Below are 19,108 nucleotides of genomic sequence, written 5' to 3'. Positions count from 1 at the left end.
GTGGCGCTGAAGCACGAGCCGACCACCCCGTACCACTCGGCCCAGGAAGCCCTGCGCGTCCTGGAGACGGTGGCGCGCGGTTCCAGCGGTGTCACCGACGCCGAGATAACCCAACACACCGGCATCACACCGGAGCGGTTGACCGCGCTCCTGCGCATGCTGCGCCGCGAGGGCTACGTGGAGCAGATCGCCGACGGCGCGTACGTCACGGGCGAGACCCTGGCCCGCCTCGGCTCCGCCCATCATCGTGAGCAGGCCCTGCGCGACAAGCTCCAGCGCACCCTCGACCGGCTGCGCGACTCGGTCGGCGCCGCCGTCTACATGAGCCGGTACGTCGACGGCGAGATCAGCATCACCCAGTACGCCGACAGCCCGGCCGCGCCCAAGGTCAACGAGTGGGTCGACTTCCGCTCCTCGGCCCATGCCACCGCCATCGGCAAGAGCCTGCTCACCCAGCTCGACCACGCGGGGCGCCGCGACCACCTCGCCCGGCACAGGATGGCCCGCCTCACCTCCCGCACCATCACCAGCGACCGGCTCCTACTCTCCCGCCTGGAGGCCCAGCCGCCCACCGTGCCCGTCCTGGACCTCCAGGAGTACGCGGTCGGCACGGTCTGCGCGGCCGTCCCGATCACGGCCGGCTCCTCCGTCGGCTGCCTCGCCCTGTCCCTCCCGGTCGAGCACGCGCACCGCCTGCGCCAGGCCGCCGACGCCCTCAACCGCCACGCGGCACCGGTCCTGCTCTCCCTGGCGATCTAGTGCCGCGGCGGGCCGCCTGCCGCGGCACCGGCCCTCGCCCGGGTGGTCCGGAGCACTCCTCGGGATTGGGTAGTATTTTCTCCGTCGCCCGCCGCGGACCACGATTCCGGCGGCAGGCGGGAGTCATGCGCCGCTAGCTCAGTTGGTTAGAGCAGCTGACTCTTAATCAGCGGGTCCGGGGTTCGAGTCCCTGGCGGCGCACGGATGAGGGGCCTCTCGTGGGAGCGAGGGGCCCCTCAGCGTTTTCGGGATCCCCGTCGGCGATCCTGCGGTAGGCGCGCTCCCCCGGCTCCCTCCGCCACACCGGGTCCGCGCAGGTGAGGCCCTCCCTGCGCAGCTCCGCCCGGCGGATCTTGTGGGTGGCCGTCACCGGCATCCGCTCCACCACCCGCACGAACCGGGGTGCCATCTTCGTCCCCAGGTCCGGCTGGGCGAGAAGGAACTCCGCGAAGGACAGCGGGTCGAAGGTTCCGGCGAGCGTGGCCATGACCTGATCGCCGGTGACCGGGTCCGGTACGGCGTACACGCACACCGCCTCCGCACCCTCGTAGCGGGCGAGGATGTTCTCGATCATCGCCGCGGCGAGGTTCTCGCCGTCGACGCGGAGGCGGTCGTCGGTGCGGCCGGCGAAGTAGAGGTAGCCGTCGGTGTCCCGGTAGAAGAGGTCGCCCGTCCAGTACCAGCCTCCCCCACTCTCGGCTTCGCTCGAGCGGGGGGACCCCCGTCTGCGGCGCTCGGCTTCCGCCTCGGGGTTGCGCCAGTAGCCCTCGAAGGGGCTGGGGCCGCGGTTGACCAGTTCGCCGATCGCCTCGTCCCCGTTGAGCAGCCGCCCCGCCCCGTCGAAGACGCCCGCCGGGCACTCCTCGCCGGTCTCCCGGTCGAGGACGACGAGCCCGGGTGCCGCCCGGCCGACCGCGCCCGGCGGGGTGCCCGGCGAGAACGCGATCGCCGCCCCGCCCTCCGACGAGCCGTAGCCCTCCACCAGCCGCACCCCGAACCGCCGCTCGAAGGCCGCCGCGTCCACCGCTCCCGCCTCCGTGCCGAAGCCAAGGCGCAGGGGGTTGTCCCGGTCGTCCTCTCGCGGCGCGGTCGCGAGGACGTACTGGACCGCGCGGCCCACATACGTGAAGTACGTCGCCCCGTACCGGCGCACGTCCGGCAGGAACCCGGACGCCGAGAAGCGGCGGCGCAGTGCCACCGTCGCACCGGTCACCAGCGCGGGTGCCCAGTCGGCGATCACCGCGTTGCCGTGGAACATCGGCATGCAGACGTAGTGGACGTCGTCGGGGGACAGGGAGAACTGGTCCGCCAGGGAGCGCCCGGCGGCGGCCAGGCGGCCCTGGGAGCAGAGCGCGGCCTTGGGGGCGCCCGTCGAGCCGGAGGTGAAGTAGAGCAGGAAGCGGTCGCGCGGGGTGGCGCGGGAGGGGTCCGGGCGGGCGTCCGCGTAGCGGGTGAGCAGCTCGGTGTACTCCGCCGTGTCCGTCACCAGCAGGCGCACGCCCGGCAGGTCCAGGCCCGCCAGCAGCGGCAGGTGGGCCCGCTCGGTGATCAGGACGCGGCACTCGGTGTGGAGGATGTCGCGGGCGAGTTCGGCACCGCGCCGGGTGGGGTTGACCCCGGCGACCGCGGCCCCGGCCAGGGCCGCCGCGCCGAGCCACAGCGGGAACTCGGGGGTGTTGTCGAGCAGCACGCCGAGGTGGGGTTCGGCGGCCGGCGGGAGGAGGTCCGTGAGGAGTGCCGCCCGGGCCGCGGCACCCGCCGCGACCTCGTGGTGCGTCAGCGTCCGGTCTGCGCATCGCAGGCCGGGGCGACGGTCGCCCCAGCCGGCGGCGATGAGTTCGGCGACCGTGCTCGCCCTGGAGTCCATGGGCGCGCAGGGTAGTTGACGGACCGTCAGATGTGGAGCGCTACGGCTGCGGGAAGTCCCCCGCGGCGGAGAACATCGCGTACGTCACCACGATGAAGCCGACGGCGAAAAGGATGAACGTGCCGAGGAAGGCGAGCAGGCACCCCGTGCCCGCGACGAGCTTCCCCTGCGCCGGGGGCCTGGCCGTGGCGTGCTCCGGGCGGTCCGCCGGGTAGTGCACGGTGACGATGTCGCCCTCGAGGGTCGTCCCCGGCCCGCCCCGCTCCTCGAAGCGGACGCCGCGGCCGTCGCGCGTGGTGAACTCGTACACGTGGTGCAGAGTGGTGCGCACCGAGCTGTCGCCACCCCCGCTCGTCGTGGTGTACGTCCGCAGACAGCGGGCCTCGGCGGTCAGGCCGCCGCTCCAGGCGCGGCTGACCCGGACGGAGCGGCGGATCACCGCGACCACGGCACAGGAAGCAACCGCGATCATGAGCGTGGGCACGATGTAGAACAGGATTTCCATGAGCTCCCCCGAGGCCCTGGGCGGCCTTCGAGCGGCCGGTGTGGCAGGAACCTACCCACACCGGCCGCGGCGGTGACTCAAGAGAAGCTCAGAGATCCGGAAGGGCTCCGACGTTCGGAAGGGCTCAGAACGTCACGTCCGAGCAGGCGTAGAACGCGTTGGCCGTGTCGGCGATCGTCCATACGGCCACGATGACGTGACGCCCGCTCAGCCCGGTCGGCAGCCTTCCGCTGTGCGAGAGCGTGGAGGGCGGACGCTGCCCGTTGTACGGCACCGTGAAGAACGGGGTGAGGTTGAGGTCGGACCGGGCCAGGTTGTGGTTCTGGTTCCAGCCGGGCTTGGTGACGTAGTACTTGAAGTCGGTCGTGGCGTGCATGGCCGTGAACTGCCAGCGGAACGTGTAGTTCTGGCCGCCCGTGACCTTCGTGGCGGGCCAGGCGCCGCCGGAGGGAGTGCGCGGTGCGCTGAGCTGGCTGAAGTGGCCGAGCCCGGCGTTGCATATCTGCCCGTCGGCCGGGCCGGAGCCCGGGAAACCCTTCGGGCCCTCGACGCTCTGCGGCTCCCACTGGATCGAGCCGCAGTTGGTCACGGTGCCGTTCTGGCAGAGCTTCTGCCGGCTGATGGGGAGGTCGGTGTAGCCGTGGCCGCTGGCACCGCCGGAGGAGAGCACGAGGGCTCCGGTCGTGGCCAGTCCCACCGCGGCTGCGGACAACTTGGTCCTTGTACGCATGCTGCCGCTCCTGGAGAACGTGGGGGAAGTTCGGTGAGCTGTGCGTGTAGGTCTAGACCAAGTTCGAGATTATGGGCGGTTGTTGAACATGTCCATACCAATCACGGGGCTGTTTCGCCCCGGCCGGCGCAGAACGCCACCGTCAGGTCCTTCACCAGCGCCTTGCGCTCGTAGTCGTCGAGTTCGACCAGGCCCCGCACGGTCAGCCGGGTCACCGTGTCCTCCACCGAGTCCACGACCGAGGTGAGCACGCTCGCCCGGTGCTGGGCGTCCAGCGCGGCGATCCGGCGGCGGTGCATCGCGGCGGCGACCTCGGGGGCGTACTCCACGCGCACCGGCTGCACGGAGAACACCTCCAGGCCGACCGGGGCCGCGTCCGCCGCCACCAGCCGCGTCAGCGCCTCGCCCGCCGCGTCCCCGGCTCCCCTCGGCCCGCCCGGCATCTCCACCGGCACCCGGGCCAGCCCCGCCTCCACGCACTCGCGCAGATACGCCTCGTGGTCCTCGACGCCCAGCATGGCCCGGGCGGTGTCCCGCACCCGCCACACCACCAGGACGACCACCCGCAGCCCGACCCCGCTCCCGTCGGCCGCGGGCACGGGCTCGCTGCGCCAGTGCCGCAGCCGTACGTCCACCCGGCGGCGCAGCAGCAGCGGATTCACCCACAGCAGGCCGGAGCGCCGGACGGTCCCCCGGTAGCGGCCGAACAGGTCCAGCACCCAGGCCCGCCCGGTACGGCCCCGGGCGAGCCCCCCGAGCCCGAACAGCCCGAGCACACCGGCCCCGGCGTACGCCGCCCACTGCGCGAGACCGAGCCCGGCCCCGGCGTACACGGGCAGCCGCAGCGCCTCTCCCACGAACGGCGGCAGCACCCCCGCCCACCAGGAGGTCGCCACGCACCCGGCCGCGCCGCAGGCCCCGGCCAGTACGCCCACCGCGCCGGGCAGCACCCGCGCGGGCCGCTCCACCAGGTCGGGATCGATCTGCGGCACCGGGCGCTTCGGGGCTGCGGCCGCAGGGCGCCTGAGGCGCGGCTGCTCCCCCGTGCCCTGCCGACGGGCGACGACCGCCGGCTTCAGCGGCACCGGCGCCGGGTCGGGGTCGTCGCGGAACAGCAAGTGGACGGGGATCTCGGTGGTGGCCTCGTTCTGGATGAGCCGGGCGGGCCGGGCCGGTCCGTCGGCCGGCCCGTCGGGCTCGGACGTGTGGGAAGTGGTCGTACTCATGCGTGCCTCCAGCCTCCGCGCCAGATGCGTCACAACAGTGGTCGGTGAGGGGCCGCCCGGAAGGGCCGAGGGCGGACCGATGGGCCTACGAGAAGAGGCGCCGCCAGGTCTCCGGCCCCGGGTAGCCGTCCGCCGCGCCGCCCCGCCAGCCCTGGGTGCGCTGGAAGGCCTCGACGGCCCGCCGGTCCGCCTCGCTCCAGAACGGCCCCGGCCCGATCCGGTAGAACCTGCCGAACCCCTTCCGTACGAGCTGCTTGCCCAGCTGGGTGACGTAGGTGTTGTTCGCGCCGGGCCGGAACATCGCCCGCCCCGGGTAGCCGGGGACACCGTGGGAGGCGGGCGGCGGGCCGACCGCCCCGTCCTTCACGTCCTTGCCCCTGCCGGTGACCAGCAGCTCCCAGGTGTGCGGGCCGGGCAGCCCGTCGGCCTCCGCGCCCGTCCAGCCCTGCGCCCTCTGGAACGCCCGGGCCGCCCGCCGGTCGGCGTCGGTCCAGCGCGGCCCCGGACCCGACGCGTACGCGCCGCCGGCCCCGCGCGCGACGAGCATCCGGCCGAGCTGCGTGACGTACGTGTTGTTCGCACCGGGGCCGAAATACGCCGCTCCCGGGTACGGCGTGGCGGCCGGCGCCCCCGGCTGGCCGCCGTCCTTGCCGGGGACCGGCTCCTCCGGGGTGACGCCCTTGTAGCGGTAGGGCACGTACCCGCTGGAGTTGTTCCAGTAGGCGTACGGGGTCGACTGCCGGCGGGTGTGCGGGCGGGTCTGCTCGTAGGCGGTGTAGGAGGTGTGCGAGGCGTCCGTCCAGCCGCCGAAAATGGTGACGTGCGAGCCTTGCTCGGGGTCGGCCGCATTGTGGAACAGCAGAATGTCGCCCGGCTGGAGTTCCCCCTTGGAAATCTTCTCCCCGTACTGCGCGAGGCTGCCCGTCCATTCGTTTCCGGGCAGCTTCCAGGCCATCGACACGTAGCCCGAGCAATCCTGCCGGTAACCGTCGGACCAATAGGCGCTCATGCTGTACGGAACCTTCGCGGCGACCCAGGTCTTGGCCCGGTTGATGATCTCCGTGCGGGTGATGGCGGTGGGCTTGGGGGCGACGGAGGGCTTCGCCGGACGGCCTCCGGGGCCGTGCAGCGGGGCCGTGACGCCCTGGGGAGTGTCGGGCTCTTCACCTGCGGGGATGCCTGGACGGTGGGGTGCGTGCGGGGCGGCGGCGGCCGGGACGGCATGGCCGGCGCCGAGTGCGGCCGAGGCGACGGCGGCCAGGGCGAGTGCCCGATGCGCGGCCGGGTGGGCGCCCGCACGACCCGCCCAGGAATGCGGCAGGGCGCGCCGCCAGTGGACACAGCCGGGGCAGTCGCAGTCGCTCGCGGGGTCGATTTCCTCGAATACCGGAGACTCCATGCGATTCCCCTCACACTTCCGCCGGAAAAAGCCGCGCCCATGCACCGGAGGGCGCGCGTCGTCAGTCTCGCAACTGTCTTCCGCACGCGCATGCTGACGGTCCGAATGATGTACACGGCCGCCCTGTGGGCCCTCCTCCCGGGCCCTGGCAGGTGGTCCGGAGCACCTCCGGACGTCCTGTAGAGTTACGACGTCAGCCGGCGCCGCTAGCTCAGTTGGTTAGAGCAGCTGACTCTTAATCAGCGGGTCCGGGGTTCGAGTCCCTGGCGGCGCACAGACCGGAAGGCCTCTCGCGGAAGCGAGGGGCCTTCTTGCGTTCCCCCATGGGTCCGGCTCCTGAGCTGGCACCCGGCCGAACCTCTCTCTGGCCGGAACCCGGCCCGCCGCGCGATTGGCCGGATACCCTCTCGCCATGGCAGCGCGTGACCTACAGGAGCGGATCAAGAAGCTCATCATCGACCGCAGGCTGGCCTCCGGGGCCCCGCTGCCGACCGAGCCCGAGCTGATGGAGTACCTCGGCGCGAGCCGGAACTCGGTACGGGAGGCTCTGAAGGCGCTCCAGGCGATGGGCATCGTGGAGATCCGGCACGGCTTCGGCACCTACGTCGGCCCGATGTCCCTGGCCCCGATGATCGAGGGCCTCGCCTTCCGCACGGTCGCCGGGCACTACCGGGGCGAGGACTCCCTGCTCCAGCTGCTGGAGCTGAGGGAAGCGGTGGAGACGGGGCTCGTGTCCCGGCTGGCCGGCCGGCTACCGGAAGCGGACCTCGTTGAACTGGACGCGCTCGTCGGCCGTATGGAAGAGCAGGCCGCGCAGGGAGCCGGCCTCGCCGAGACCGACCGGGCCTTCCACGCCACCCTCTACCGGGGGCTGGACAACGTGCTGCTGTGCGAGGTCCTGGAGGCGTTCTGGGACGCCTTCCACCGGGTCCGCACGGACCTCGGGGGCGAGCCGCAGGACCCGAAGGTGACCTGCCGGCAGCACCGGGAGATCCTCGACGCGGTGCGGTCCGGGGACTCGATGCGGGCGGAGGAGGCCATAAGGGAGCACTTCGGCAACATCCGCGCCCGCCTGTCCACAACGGCTCCACAGGGCCCCCACACCGCCACAATGAACGCTTTTGACCGGTAACCACCGTGTTTCGCATCTTGCGATCATGATGGACGCCGTAGAACCCTGGTTCTCTGGTTTTACAAGGTGCTGCGCATTCGCGGCAGTTGGGGGGATTCGGAGCCGGTTGCGGCGTGGGCGGGGATAGGGGCCCCGTTCATGAACCGATGCCAAGGGGGGCATCATGCAACCGGAAGGTCGCGTTGCCGTGTCTATAGGGTGTGGATGACGTGGTGACTGCGATCCACCACTGATACGTCTGTGAAGGTCGAGGGGGACCTGGAGCAGACGGTAAGAAGCTACGAAACACGCGGCTGTCCGCGTGTGGGGGGATGACTCATGACGTCGAGGCCCACGGGTGCCCGGCAGGACCACGACCCGTCCCAGACCACCCAGCTCAGGGTGCCTTCGCACCGCATGAGCACCACGGGGACGTTCCGGCGGATCAAGAAGACGCTGCCGAGGTATGACTACGAGCACTACAGCCGGCTCGCGGGTCCCCTCACCCAGCCGGATCCGGGCAAGCCGTACAAGGTGCAGTACCGCTCGCTGATCTCGCAGGAACCGCACCGCATCCGCGTCGCCCTGATGCTGGCCGCCGCCCCGGTGCTGTCCCTGGTGCTGCTGTTCTGGCTGCTCCAGCCCGAGCACTGGACCGAGCGCGACTACCCGGCCTTCGACTGGCTGCCCGCGCTCGACATGGTCATGCTCGTCTCGATCGGCCTGATCGAGTTCTTCCGCTGCATGAACGTGCTGTCCAACGCGCACGCCACGCTGGTGGCCCGCGACCCGATCCCGGTGGTGCCCGAGACCGGCACCAGAGTGGCCTTCCTCACCTCCTTCGTGCCCGGCAAGGAGCCGCTGGAGATGGTGACGAAGACCCTGGAGGCGGCCGTCAGGATCCGCCACCGGGGTCTGATGCACGTGTGGCTGCTCGACGAGGGCGACGACCCCGACGTGAAGGCGGTCTGCGAGCGCCTCGGTGTGCACCACTTCTCCCGCAAGGGCGTCGCGAAGTGGAACCAGGCCAAGGGCCCGCACCGCGCCAAGACCAAGCACGGCAACTACAACGCCTGGCTCGAGGCGCACGGCGACGACTACGACTTCTTCGCCTCGGTCGACACCGACCACGTGCCGCTGCCCAACTACCTGGAGCGGATGCTCGGCTTCTTCCGCGACCCGGACGTCGGCTTCGTCATCGGCCCGCAGGTCTACGGCAACTACGACAACCCGATCACCAAGGCCGCCGAGTCGCAGCAGTTCCTCTTCCACGCGCTGATCCAGCGCGCCGGCAACCGCTACGGCTCCCCGATGTTCGTCGGCACCTCCAACGCCGTGCGCATCAAGGCCCTGAAGCAGATCGGCGGTCTGTACGACTCGATCACCGAGGACATGGCGACCGGCTTCGAGATGCACCGCCACAAGAACCCGGCGACGGGGAAGAAGTGGCGCTCGGTGTACACGCCGGACGTGCTCGCGGTCGGTGAGGGCCCCAGCGCCTGGACGGACTTCTTCACCCAGCAGATGCGCTGGTCGCGAGGGACGTACGAGACGATCATCGGGCAGTACTGGAAGGGCTGGTACTCGCTGCCGCCGAGCAAGCTCTTCAACTACACGATGATGATCATCTTCTACCCGATGTCGGCCCTCAACTGGATCCTGGCGGCGCTGAGCTGCTGCCTGTTCCTGGGCCTGGGCGCCTCGGGTGTGAACATCGACCCGGCGGTCTGGCTGATGCTCTACGGCAACGCCTCCGCCCTGCAGATCGGCCTGTACGTCTGGAACCGCCGGCACAACGTCTCGCCGCACGAGCCGGAGGGCTCCGGCGGTGTGGCCGGCATGGTGATGTCCGCGCTGTCGGCGCCGCTGTACGCGAAGGCGCTGATCGACTCCATGCTGCGGCGCAAGAGCAAGTTCGTGGTCACGCCCAAGGGCGACTCGGCGAGCCCGGACCGCTGGTTCGGCACGTTCCGCTACCACTGGTACTTCATCGCGATCTTCGGCGGCTCGATCACCGCGGGCTTCGTCTTCGGCCACTCCCACCCCGCGATGATCATCTGGGCGACGTTCGCGCTGCTGATCACCGCCTCGCCGGTGTTCGCCTGGCGCTGGCAGCTGCGGCAGGACGCGAAGAAGCCCGCGGCCGACGCCGCCACCCATGCCGCGGACCAGCCGCAGGACCCTGCGGGAGCACCCCGGACACAGCCGCTGCCCATCCCGCAGCAGCCGTCGGGACACACCCCGCAGCAGAAGCCCACTTGGGCCGCGACCCCGGGCGCACACGGGGAGGTCGGGGGATCCGACCAGACCATGCAGATCGCCCTTGGTGGACTTGGGGGACGTAAGGAATGAACGACCGTGCAGGCCGCCGCCGGGCCCGTCGACTCGCGATCGGCACGGCGGTGGTACTCGCGCTGGCCGGGATGAACGGGCCGTGGCTCTACCGTTTCAGCACCGAGAAATACCACCAGTACAAGATCAACCAGCCGGAGTACAAGGCCGCGAACGGCAAGTGGGAGATAGTCGACTTCCCCGAGGAGTACCGGCAGAACACCATCCACGCGGCGCTGCTGCGCACCGGCAAGGTGCTGCTCGTCGCGGGGTCCGGGAACAACCAGGACAACTTCGACGCGAAGAAGTTCGACACCCGGATCTGGGACCCGCTCAAGGGCACCATCAAGAAGGTCCCCACACCGGCCGACCTGTTCTGCACCGGCCACACCCAGCTCGCCAACGGCAATCTGCTGATCGCGGGCGGCACCAAGCGCTACGAGAAGCTCCAGGGTGACGTCAAGAAGGCCGGCGGCCTGATGATCGTCCACAACGAGAACCCGGACGCGCCGATCACCCTGCCCGCGGGCACCACGTTCACCGGCAAGAAGAACGGCAAGACCTTCGTCTCCAAGGACCCGGTGCTCGTGCCGCGCGCCAAGAAGGTCTTCGACAAGGCGACCGGCAGGTTCCTGCGCAACGACCCCGGCCTCGGCCGGATCTACGTCGAGGCGCAGAAGCGGGGCAAGAAGTACGAGACGGGCACGCAGGACAACTACCGCGTGCACGGCCTCAAGGGCTCCGACGCCAAGAACACCTACGGCATCGCGCAGAAGCTCGCCCTCGACAAGAAGGACTTCCAGGGCATCCGGGACGCCTTCGAGTTCGACCCGATAGCCGAGAAGTACATCAAGGTCGACCCGATGAAGGAGGCCCGCTGGTACCCGACGCTCACCACCCTGAGCGACGGGAAGATCCTCAGCGTCTCCGGCCTCGACGACATCGGCCAGCTGGTCCCGGGCAAGAACGAGGTCTTCGACCCGAAGACCAAGAAGTGGGCCTACACCGGCAAGGTCCGGCAGTTCCCGACCTACCCGGCGCTGTTCCTCATGCAGAACGGCAAGATCTTCTACTCGGGGTCCAACGCGGGCTACGGGCCGGACAACGTGGGCCGTGAGCCGGGCGTGTGGGACGTCGACACCAACAAGTTCTCGAAGGTCCCGGGCCTGAGCGACCCCACGCTGATGGAGACGTCCGGCACGGTGCTGCTGCCTCCGGCGCAGGACGAGAAGTACATGGTGGTCGGCGGCGGCGGCGTCGGCGAGTCCGAGAAGTCCAGCGAGAAGACCCGGATCGTCGACCTGAAGAAGGCGGACCCGCGCTTCGTGGACGGCCCGTCCCTGGACAAGGGCACGCGCTACCCGAGCGCCTCGGTCCTGCCCGACGACAGCGTGCTGATCTCCGGCGGTTCGGAGGACTACCGCGGCCGCGGCGACTCCAACATCCTCGAGGCGCGGCTCTACGACACGGAGAAGAACGAGCTCAAGCGCGTCGCCGACCCGCTCGTGGGCCGCAACTACCACTCCGGGTCGATCCTGCTGCCCGACGGCCGCGTGATGTTCTTCGGCTCCGACTCGCTCTACGCCGACAAGGCCAACACCAAGCCTGGCGAGTTCGAGCAGCGCATCGAGATCTACACGCCGCCCTATCTGTACGGCGACGGGGACCGGCCCTCGCTGTCGGGCGGGCCGCAGACCATCGAGCGCGGCTCCACGGGGACGTTCACCTCGTCGGACGCCTCCCGGGTCAAGAGGGTCCGGCTGATCCGGCCGAGCGCCGCCACCCATGTCACGGACGTCGACCAGCGGTCGATCGCCCTGGACTTCAAGGCGTCCGGCGACAAGCTGACGGTGACCGTGCCGGAGAACCGGAACCTGGTCCAGGCGGGCTGGTACATGATGTTCGTGACGGACGCCGACGGGACCCCGAGCAAGGCGCAGTGGGTCAAGGTGCCCTGACAGGCAAACGGCGAGGGGCGCTCTCCGCGAGGAGAGCGCCCCTTTCGTATGGGCCGGCAGGGACCGGTTGTCAGCCGGTGGCCTTCGCCAGCTTCAGGGCGTAGTCCCCCCACCACTGGCCCGCCTTCGGCCCGCCCTTGCACTCGCCGTCCGACTCGCCCGGCCGCTTCACCCACAGGTAGGCGTCGACCAGCGGGTCCGCCGTCTTCGTCGTCGGGGTCTCGCCCAGGGAGCGGCCCGGCGGGTTGCACCAGCGCTCGTCGGGGTTGCCGGCGCCGTAGGGGCCCTTGCCGTTGCGGCTGGTGTCGATGACGAAGTGCTTGCCGCCCACCTTGGCGGAGAGCTGCTTGCCGTAGGCGAGGGAGTCCTTGGTGGAGTAGAAGTTGGAGACGTTGACCGAGAAGCCGTCGGCCTGTGCGATGCCCGCGCGGTTCAGGGACTCGAAGATCTGGTCGGGGTGCTGCCAGCCGGCGTTGCCCGCGTCCAGGTAGACCTTCGTGTTCTTCAGGGACTTCAGCTTGGCGACGGCGCCCTTGAGGAGATCGTAGCGCTCCTCGTGGAACTGCTCCGGAGTGCAGCCGTCGACCAGGTGCAGCAGGGCGTCCGGCTCCAGGACGACCGTGGCGGCCCGGTCGCCGATGCCCGCGGCGACGCCGTCGAGCCACTCACGGTAGGCGTTGCCGTCGGCGGCACCGCCCTGTGAGTACTGGCCGCAGTCGCGGTGCGGGATGTTGTAGAGGACGAGCAGCGCCGTACGGCCGGCCTTGTCGGCGGCCTCGGTGAAGCCCCGCGTCTGCTCCTGCGGGTTGTCCGGTCCGACCCACTCGGCGACCGGTTGCTCGGCGATCTTGCGGATCTGCTCGGCGTCCTGCTTCTTGCCGGACTTCTCCAGGGCGGCGACCTGCCGCGCGGCCGTCCCGTCCGGATTGACCCAGAAGGGGGCCTTTTCCTTGGGCTGTTGGGTGATCCCGGCGCCCGCGTCGGCGCCCTTGTCCGAGCCGTCTCCTCCGTCGGAGGAGGAACACCCCGTCACCAGCAGTGCCGCCCCCAGCACCACTGCGGACATCCGCCTCCCGGCGAACGCCCCTGCCCCCCTGCTGCCGTACATCCAACTCCCCCTTGGGTGCAGCGTTCCAAGTCTCAATCCTGACATACGTCCCGCGACGCCCACATGGCGAACCCCACCTGCACGGATGACGCGGCGCCACCACACCGGGACGGGGTGTCATCCAGCCTCTGGGCCGGGGGCCCGTCGGGGCTTCAGAGGCCGGTTCCCGTCAGGTACGCCGAGACGACCACGTTCGCCGTGTAGCTGCGGGTCGTACGGTCGAAGCTGCCGCCGCAGGTGACCAGCCGCAGTTCGGCCCGCCCCGACTCGCGGGGACCGTACGCCTGGTGCGCGTCGAAGCGGTCGCGGGTGAGGACCTGGACGGACTCGACGGTGAACTCGGCGACCTTGGCGTCGGCCCGGATCACCCGGATCGTCTGGCCCGGCCGCATGGCGCTGACCTTGTAGAACACGGCGGGCCGGGTGTCGGTGTCGACGTGACCGACCATCAGCGCGGTGCCGGGCGCCCCGGGAGCGACCCCGCCGGAGTACCAGCCGACCACGTCCGGCTGGTCGTACGGCGGCGGATCGGGCGCCCCGCGTGCGTCGAGACCGCGTGCCACCACCGGGGCCTGGATGCCGAGCCCGGGGATGTCGACGCGCTGCGGCGCCGCGTCGCCCATCGGACGGTGCTCGGGCGGCAGCTTGATGTCCGGGGGCCGTCCGGCCGCCGCCATGTCGCCCGTGGCGGGGGCCGAGATGCCGTGCCGCATCTCGGTGACCTCACGGCCCCACAGCCACAGCCCGAGCAGCAGCACGACCCAGGCCATGCCGGTCAGCAGCCGGCCGGTGCCCGAGAAGCGTCTCTGTACGTGATCGTGATCCTGCATGGTCAGTCCGTTCCGCGGCCCCGGCGGAGACCGCGCAGCGCGACGACCACCGCGGCCACCCCCGCGAGCACCAGCCCGGTGACCCCCTGCGCGGTACCGGGACCGGCGCCGCGCTCCTCGGCGGCGACGAGCTCGGCGGCACCGCCACCGCCCGCCCGGACGGGGGCGACGGGTGAGGCCCAGGCGCCGGGCCGGTGCGACAGGGACGGCTCCTCGTCGACACCGCGGGCGGACGACTCGGTGTCGCTTCCGGGAACGGACGGGTTGCCGCCACCGCCGTCGGGATCGGACGGCCCGGCGTCGACGCCGGGAGCGGACGGGGCGGCGGTGTCGATTCCGGGAGCGGACGGGTTGCCGCCACCGCCGTCGGGGGCGGGCAGCCGTCCGTCCATATCGGGGGCGGGCAGCCGGCCGTCCATGTCGGGGGCGGGCGGCCGGCCGGCCGGCCCGGGCACGGGGAGTGGCGCGGATCCGGACCGCCCCGCCTCGTCGTCCCGGACGGTGAGTGTGCCGCTCTGTCGCGTGGCACCGCAGGTGACCCGCACGGCGTACGAACCCGCCTCAGCCGTGGAGCGGACGCGGCTCTCGCCGGTGAGTTCGCGTGCGCCGGTGACGGTGAGCCGGGCGTCGGCGACGAACGCCGCCGAAGCGGCGACGGCCGTCCGCTGCGCGCAGCCGGTGACGCGGAGTGTGATGTCACTGCCGGGGGCGGGAGCCGCCGGGGTCACCGAGACGTGCCCCGCGTCCGCCGCGTACGCCGCCGGGGCGAGGGCGACGACGGCCAGCACGCTCGTACAGACAGTGACTCTCAGGCAACCCATCGTGAACCTCCAGACGCCTGGAGCCTCCCCCGCACGGTGGGCCACCGCATCCTCAGGGACGCGGCGGCTGCTCCGGTCGGGTGACGACGAGTTTGACGGCCGGTTTGACGGCGGGTTCGGGGTTCGAGCCCCCGTCGGCCGCCGCCCGGGGTTCAGACCCGGTCGACGAGGTCCGCGATCGAGTCCACGACCTGTGACGGCCGGTACGGGAAGTCCTCGACCTGTTCGGGCCGGGTCAGGCCGGTGAGCACCAGGAACGTCTGCATCCCGGCCTCCATGCCGGCCAGCACGTCGGTGTCCATGCGGTCGCCGATCATCGCGCTGGTCTCGGAGTGGGCCCCGATGGCGTTCAGCCCGGTCCGCATCATCAGCGGGTTGGGCTTGCCCGCGAAGTACGGCTTCTTGCCGGTCGCCTGGGTGATGAGCGCGGCCACCGCGCCGGTCGCGGGCAGCGGGCCCTCGGTGGAGGGGCCCGTCTCGTCGGGGTTGGTGCAGATGAAGCGGGCGCCGCCGATGATGAGCCGCACCGCCTTCGTCATGGCCTCGAAGGAGTACGTGCGGGTCTCGCCGAGGACGACGTAGTCCGGCTCGTGGTCGGTGAGGATGTAGCCGATGTCGTGCAGAGCGGTGGTCAGCCCGGCCTCGCCGATGACGTACGCCGAGCCGCCCGGCCGCTGGTCGTCGAGGAACTGGGCGGTGGCCAGGGCCGAGGTCCAGATGCTCTCGATCGGCACCTCCAGGCCCATGCGCCGCAGTCGGGCGTGCAGGTCGCGCGGGGTGTACATCGAGTTGTTCGTGAGGACCAGGAAGGGCTTCCCGGACTCGCGCAGCTTCTTCAGGAAGGCGTCGGCGCCGGGGATCGGCACGCCCTCGTGGATGAGCACACCGTCCATGTCGGTGAGCCACGATTCGATGGGCTTGCGGTCTGCCATGTGCGGGATCTCCTGCCGTACGCGGTCCTGCGTGCGACCCAGCCTAGACAGTGGCGGGATCTTGCGGAATGGCCCGTGTGCGGCGTCCCGACTGGCGGGACGGCCTGCTCAGCGGCGGCGGCGTGCGACGAGCAGCACCCCGCCGCCGGTGAGCAGCAGGGCCGCGGCCGCCGCGGCGATCTGGGTGCCGGTGCCGGTGCGGGCGAGCTCCTCCGCGAAGGGGAAGCGGTCCTCGCGGGGCGGGACGGAGGCGTCGGAGTCGGGGCGGGGTTCCGTCCCCGTGTCGGGCGCGGTGTCGGTGCCGGTGCCGGGGTCCTCCGTACCCGCCTCGTCGGCGCCGATTCCGAACCGGTAGTCGTTCGACTGCCCGACCCAGTCCCCGTCGTCGTCGTGCCGTTGCACCACCGCGGCGTTGGCCGTGACGTCGTTGGGCACGGCGTCCGAGGTGAGCGTGAGCCGCACCTTCACGGTGACGGTTCCGCCCGGCTCGACCGTGAACCCGGCGAACCCGTCCTCCTCGTCGGCGAACGCCCCGACGAGTTCGTCCTCGCCGGTCTTCTCGAACCGCACGGGGTGGGCCCGTGCCCCCTCGAAGAACTCGAGGCGCGGCTGGGAGGGCTCCAGGGCCCGCTTGTCGTCGATGAGCACGACGACGGGGTGGACCCCGGTGCAGGTCCGGTCGGTCGTGTTGGTCAGATCGACATACCAGGTCCCGAACCCGCCCCCGGCCGTGTAGGTGTCCGGCCCGCCGTGGATGCGGGTGGTGAGCGGGAAGGTGTGGTCGTCGGGCGCGGCACAGGCGGGCGCCGGGGCATCCGCGTGCGCCGGGTGGGCACCGGGGAGCAGGGCGGCGGCCGCCGCTGCCGCCGCCAGGCAGAGATGAGCGGGCGTGCAGAGTCGCATGATGATGTGATATTCCGGGCTGCGAAGGTCGCGAGACGACTCCGACGCGAACGAACCCCGAACGGCGGCGCGGATCCGCCCGGTCGGCGGACAGGGCCTAGCGACGCCCCAGGGCTTTCGCACGCGAGTGGGCCCAGGCGGCCACGGGGGCGCCGACCGCGGTGAGAACCGCGTAGGTCAGCAGCAGCGGGACGAAACCGCCGGGCAGCCCGCCCAGCAGACCCCGCTCGCCGTCGACGAGCAGCCGAACGAGCCCCTGGACGCACACTGCCAGCAGCAGCAGGGCGAGAACCTGCAGGACGTCGTACTTCATGGTCTCCCTTTCCGCGAACAGTGACGTTACGAACGTATCAATTGGCGAAAGCAGTTCGACCCTGGAAAAGGCGCAACTTCCTTTTTACGTCACACTTTCTCGACGCGCTATCGTGAAGCTGTGCGTGACGAAAAGATGCAGGCGTGCCCGGTGTGCGGCAGGCCCATGGCCCGTGCGAGGCGCGGCCGTCCGCCCGTCTACTGCTCCCGGAGCTGTCAGGCCCGGGCCTACCGGCGGCGCAGGCAGCCGCTGCCCGAGCCGGGCACGCCGCCCGCGCCCCGGCCTACGGACGTCGGAGTGCGGCAGCGGCGCCGGATCGCCGAAGCGGTGTGGCGGATCGCCGCCGGCCAGGGCCTGGACGCGGCGAGCATGCGCAGGATCGCGGCGGAGGCGGGGGTGTCGCTGCGCGTCGTGCAGTACCACTTCGACTCCAAGCACGCCCTCCTGGTCGCCGCGCTGCGCCTGCTGCACGAGGAGAACGAGCGGCTGGCCCGGGCGCGCATCCCGCACGACATGACCGAGCCGCGCGAGTTGCTGCGGGCGCTGCTGAACGAATTCCTGCCACTGGACGAGCAACGCGCCTTCGCGCTGCGGGTGTTCACGGCGTACTACGCGCGCAGCCTGACCGATCCCGAGCTCGCGGCGGTCTTCCTGGCGGCCGAGCAGCCACTGGAACGGCTCCTCGCGGACATCATCGCGGCCGGAGAGGCGGCGGGGCACACGGCCCCGGGCATCGACCCGGCTCATGAGGCCGACCTCCTGGTGTCGGGAGCGGTCGGGCTGGGCCTGGACATCGTGCACGAACGCCGTTCCCTGGCGGGCGTACGAACGGTGCTGGACTACCACCTGGCCAGGATCTTCCCCCCGCCTCAAGCGTCCCTGCGCCCGAACACCGGCCCCAGCACCAGCTGAGCCGCCCCCACCGCCACGGCCCCGTCTCCTCCGGGCGTGACGCGTACCGGTACGGCGTCCTCGCCGGTTCGCCGGGCCCGGGCCTCCAGCACCGCACCGACCCCGCCCACGAAGGCCTCCGGCGCCGCCGCCACCGTACGGCCGCCCAGCAGGACGACGTCGATGTCGAGCAGCCCCACGAGGTTCGCCGCCCCGGCCCCCAGCACCCGGGCCGCCTCGTCCAGGTCGCCGCGCGCCACCGCGGCGAGGCACAGGGCCTCGACGCAGCCCCGGTCCCCGCAGGTGCAGGGCGGGCCGTCGAGCTGGATGACCTGGTGGCCGAACTCCCCGGCCCCGGTCCTGGCCCCCCGGTGCACGCTGCCGCCGATGACCAGCCCGGCCCCCAGTCCTGTGCCCAGGTGCAGGTACGCGAAGGAGCCGCCCTCGCCCCCGGCGGCCAGGCCCAGCGCCGCCGCGTTGGTGTCCTTGTCGACCACGACCGGCACGCCGAGCCGCCCGGCCAGCGCCTCCCGCAGCGGGAAGCCGTCCCACCCGGGGAATCCGGTCACCCGGTGCAGCACACCCCGGACATGATCGAGCGGCCCGGGCAGCGCGACGCCGACCCCGAGCAGGGATGGATCGAGCCCGGCCGGCCCCGGCAGCGAGACCCCTCCAAGCCCGGTTGGCCCCGGCAGCGAGCCTCCGTCGAACCCGGCGGCTCCCGGCCGGGAGCCGTCGTCAAACCTGGCAACCCCCGGCCGGGAGCCGTCGTCAAGGCCGGCCGACCCCGGCAGCGAGACCCCTCCGAGCCCGGTCGACTCCGGCCGCGAGTCCGCGTCAGAACCGGCCGCCCCCGGCCGCACGTCCCCTTCAAGCCCGAGCCGAAGCCCAGAGCCCCCCGCGAACCCACCCGGCAGCACCCCCGCCACCGTCTCCCCCACCGCTCCCAGCACGGCTTCCGCCCCGGCCCCCAGATCCAGCGCGGCCCGGCGCTCCCCCACCACGGTCCCCCGCAGGTCCACGAGCACGACCCGTACCTCGTCCCGGTCCAGATGGACCCCGACCGCGTGCCCGGCCTCCGGCACCAGCCGCAGCACCGTGCGCGGCTTGCCCCCGGTGGACGCCCGGCGCCCGGCCTCCGCCACGAGCCCGTCCTCCCGCAGCCGGGCCGTGATCTTGCTGACGGCCTGTGGGGTGAGCCCGGTCCGCTCGGCGAGTTCGAGACGGCTGATGCCCTCGTCCCCGGCCGTCCGCAGCAGGTCGAGCACCAGCGCGGCGTTGTGGCTGCGCAGGGCGAGCAGATTGACCCCGCCACCCCCGGTCCCGGCACCTGCCCCTGCCCCCACACCTGCGCCGGTCGCCCCGGCCGTGCCGGCCGCCACCGCGCCTCCCGTCCCGCGCATGCCGCCCACTCCGCCCGTACG

17 protein-coding genes and 2 tRNA genes are annotated in these 19,108 nt (G+C 71.7%); 7 read left to right on the top strand and 12 right to left on the bottom strand.

Features of this window, described 5'->3' with window-relative positions; genetic code table 11:
- Positions 1–759, top strand: a complete 759-nt coding sequence (locus BJ965_RS24300; RefSeq protein ID WP_184910730.1) for an IclR family transcriptional regulator — start codon at positions 1–3, stop codon at positions 757–759.
- A 127-nt stretch (positions 760–886) separates the two neighbouring features.
- A tRNA-Lys gene (locus BJ965_RS24295) sits at positions 887–960 on the top strand.
- On the opposite strand, the gene BJ965_RS24290 is transcribed toward BJ965_RS24295, so the two are convergent.
- From BJ965_RS24290 to BJ965_RS24270, 5 genes are all read right to left on the bottom strand, one after another.
- Positions 926–2,626: an AMP-binding protein gene (locus BJ965_RS24290; protein ID WP_184910728.1), complete on the bottom strand. Its 1,701-nt coding sequence runs from the start codon at positions 2,624–2,626 to the stop codon at positions 926–928. The genes BJ965_RS24295 and BJ965_RS24290 overlap by 35 nt on opposite strands.
- Positions 2,627–2,666: 40 nt before the next feature.
- Entirely contained in the window at positions 2,667–3,131 is a 465-nt protein-coding gene (locus tag BJ965_RS24285) for a DUF3592 domain-containing protein (protein ID WP_184910726.1), read from the bottom strand.
- 124 nt (positions 3,132–3,255) lie between these two features.
- Complete coding sequence (locus tag BJ965_RS24280) at positions 3,256–3,861, bottom strand: lytic polysaccharide monooxygenase auxiliary activity family 9 protein (RefSeq protein ID WP_030837979.1); 606 nt, start codon at positions 3,859–3,861, stop codon at positions 3,256–3,258.
- Positions 3,862–3,962: 101 nt separating this feature from the next.
- A complete protein-coding gene (locus BJ965_RS24275; protein WP_184910724.1) occupies positions 3,963–5,087 on the bottom strand; it encodes an SPFH domain-containing protein in 1,125 nt (374 codons plus the stop codon).
- 85 nt (positions 5,088–5,172) lie between these two features.
- Positions 5,173–6,486, bottom strand: coding sequence for a peptidoglycan-binding protein (locus tag BJ965_RS24270; protein ID WP_184910722.1), 1,314 nt, complete (start codon positions 6,484–6,486; stop codon positions 5,173–5,175).
- Between the two features lie 200 nt (positions 6,487–6,686).
- Between BJ965_RS24270 and BJ965_RS24265 the strand changes: the two genes are divergently transcribed.
- The 4 genes from BJ965_RS24265 (at position 6,687) to BJ965_RS24250 (ending at position 11,886) form a co-directional block, all read left to right on the top strand.
- Positions 6,687–6,760, top strand: a tRNA-Lys gene (locus tag BJ965_RS24265).
- 138 nt (positions 6,761–6,898) lie between these two features.
- Complete coding sequence (locus tag BJ965_RS24260; protein WP_184910720.1) at positions 6,899–7,618, top strand: FadR/GntR family transcriptional regulator; 720 nt, start codon at positions 6,899–6,901, stop codon at positions 7,616–7,618.
- Between the two features lie 318 nt (positions 7,619–7,936).
- The gene (locus tag BJ965_RS24255; protein WP_184910718.1) at positions 7,937–9,949 is read left to right on the top strand and encodes a glycosyltransferase family 2 protein; all 2,013 of its coding nucleotides are present in this window, start codon (positions 7,937–7,939) and stop codon (positions 9,947–9,949) included.
- Entirely contained in the window at positions 9,946–11,886 is a 1,941-nt protein-coding gene (locus tag BJ965_RS24250) for a kelch motif-containing protein (protein ID WP_184910717.1), read from the top strand. The genes BJ965_RS24255 and BJ965_RS24250 overlap by 4 nt, the downstream gene beginning before the upstream one ends.
- 70 nt (positions 11,887–11,956) lie before the next feature.
- Here the strand turns inward: BJ965_RS24250 and BJ965_RS24245 are convergent, their stop codons facing one another.
- The 6 genes from BJ965_RS24245 to BJ965_RS24220 all read right to left on the bottom strand — a co-directional run bounded on the left by BJ965_RS24245 (position 11,957) and on the right by BJ965_RS24220 (position 16,793).
- Positions 11,957–12,994: a glycoside hydrolase family 6 protein gene (locus BJ965_RS24245; protein ID WP_184910715.1), complete on the bottom strand. Its 1,038-nt coding sequence runs from the start codon at positions 12,992–12,994 to the stop codon at positions 11,957–11,959.
- A 152-nt stretch (positions 12,995–13,146) separates the two neighbouring features.
- A complete protein-coding gene (locus tag BJ965_RS24240) occupies positions 13,147–13,824 on the bottom strand; it encodes a class F sortase (protein WP_184910713.1) in 678 nt (225 codons plus the stop codon).
- Between the two features lie 2 nt (positions 13,825–13,826).
- The gene (locus tag BJ965_RS24235; protein ID WP_313666999.1) at positions 13,827–14,612 is read right to left on the bottom strand and encodes a hypothetical protein; all 786 of its coding nucleotides are present in this window, start codon (positions 14,610–14,612) and stop codon (positions 13,827–13,829) included.
- Between the two features lie 185 nt (positions 14,613–14,797).
- Entirely contained in the window at positions 14,798–15,577 is a 780-nt protein-coding gene (locus BJ965_RS24230) for an HAD-IIA family hydrolase (RefSeq protein ID WP_184910710.1), read from the bottom strand.
- Positions 15,578–15,685: 108 nt separating this feature from the next.
- Positions 15,686–16,480, bottom strand: coding sequence for an LPXTG cell wall anchor domain-containing protein (locus BJ965_RS24225; RefSeq protein ID WP_184910708.1), 795 nt, complete (start codon positions 16,478–16,480; stop codon positions 15,686–15,688).
- A 97-nt stretch (positions 16,481–16,577) separates the two neighbouring features.
- Positions 16,578–16,793, bottom strand: coding sequence for a hypothetical protein (locus BJ965_RS24220; RefSeq protein ID WP_184910706.1), 216 nt, complete (start codon positions 16,791–16,793; stop codon positions 16,578–16,580).
- A 120-nt stretch (positions 16,794–16,913) separates the two neighbouring features.
- Here BJ965_RS24220 and BJ965_RS24215 point away from each other — a divergent pair, with 120 nt between their 5' ends.
- On the top strand, positions 16,914–17,705 hold the full coding sequence (locus BJ965_RS24215) for a TetR/AcrR family transcriptional regulator (RefSeq protein WP_313666998.1): 792 nt from the start codon (positions 16,914–16,916) through the stop codon (positions 17,703–17,705).
- On the opposite strand, the gene BJ965_RS24210 is transcribed toward BJ965_RS24215, so the two are convergent.
- Positions 17,663–19,087 carry an ROK family transcriptional regulator gene (locus BJ965_RS24210; protein WP_246548144.1) on the bottom strand — a complete coding sequence of 475 codons (1,425 nt, stop codon included), beginning with the start codon at positions 19,085–19,087 and terminating at the stop codon, positions 17,663–17,665. The two genes, BJ965_RS24215 and BJ965_RS24210, sit on opposite strands and share 43 nt — an antisense overlap.
- Positions 19,088–19,108 lie beyond the last annotated feature (21 nt).

Origin of the sequence: Streptomyces luteogriseus (assembly GCF_014205055.1) — a bacterium.
Lineage (GTDB): Bacteria > Actinomycetota > Actinomycetes > Streptomycetales > Streptomycetaceae > Streptomyces > Streptomyces luteogriseus.
This window is presented reverse-complemented; position numbering and strand designations above follow the sequence as displayed.

Bases quoted from the DNA above. Each gene is read 5' to 3' on its own strand.
- BJ965_RS24290 (WP_184910728.1), bottom strand. From the start codon at position 2,626: ATGGACTCCAGGGCGAGCACGGTCGCCGAACTCATCGCCGCCGGCTGG.
- BJ965_RS24285 (WP_184910726.1), bottom strand. From the start codon at position 3,131: ATGGAAATCCTGTTCTACATCGTGCCCACGCTCATGATCGCGGTTGCT.
- BJ965_RS24280 (WP_030837979.1), bottom strand. From the start codon at position 3,861: ATGCGTACAAGGACCAAGTTGTCCGCAGCCGCGGTGGGACTGGCCACG.
- BJ965_RS24275 (WP_184910724.1), bottom strand. From the start codon at position 5,087: ATGAGTACGACCACTTCCCACACGTCCGAGCCCGACGGGCCGGCCGAC.
- BJ965_RS24270 (WP_184910722.1), bottom strand. From the start codon at position 6,486: ATGGAGTCTCCGGTATTCGAGGAAATCGACCCCGCGAGCGACTGCGAC.
- BJ965_RS24260 (WP_184910720.1), top strand. From the start codon at position 6,899: ATGGCAGCGCGTGACCTACAGGAGCGGATCAAGAAGCTCATCATCGAC.
- BJ965_RS24255 (WP_184910718.1), top strand. From the start codon at position 7,937: ATGACGTCGAGGCCCACGGGTGCCCGGCAGGACCACGACCCGTCCCAG.
- BJ965_RS24250 (WP_184910717.1), top strand. From the start codon at position 9,946: ATGAACGACCGTGCAGGCCGCCGCCGGGCCCGTCGACTCGCGATCGGC.
- BJ965_RS24245 (WP_184910715.1), bottom strand. From the start codon at position 12,994: ATGTACGGCAGCAGGGGGGCAGGGGCGTTCGCCGGGAGGCGGATGTCC.
- BJ965_RS24240 (WP_184910713.1), bottom strand. From the start codon at position 13,824: ATGCAGGATCACGATCACGTACAGAGACGCTTCTCGGGCACCGGCCGG.
- BJ965_RS24230 (WP_184910710.1), bottom strand. From the start codon at position 15,577: ATGGCAGACCGCAAGCCCATCGAATCGTGGCTCACCGACATGGACGGT.
- BJ965_RS24225 (WP_184910708.1), bottom strand. From the start codon at position 16,480: ATGCGACTCTGCACGCCCGCTCATCTCTGCCTGGCGGCGGCAGCGGCG.
- BJ965_RS24220 (WP_184910706.1), bottom strand. From the start codon at position 16,793: ATGAAGTACGACGTCCTGCAGGTTCTCGCCCTGCTGCTGCTGGCAGTG.
- BJ965_RS24210 (WP_246548144.1), bottom strand. From the start codon at position 19,087: ATGCGCGGGACGGGAGGCGCGGTGGCGGCCGGCACGGCCGGGGCGACC.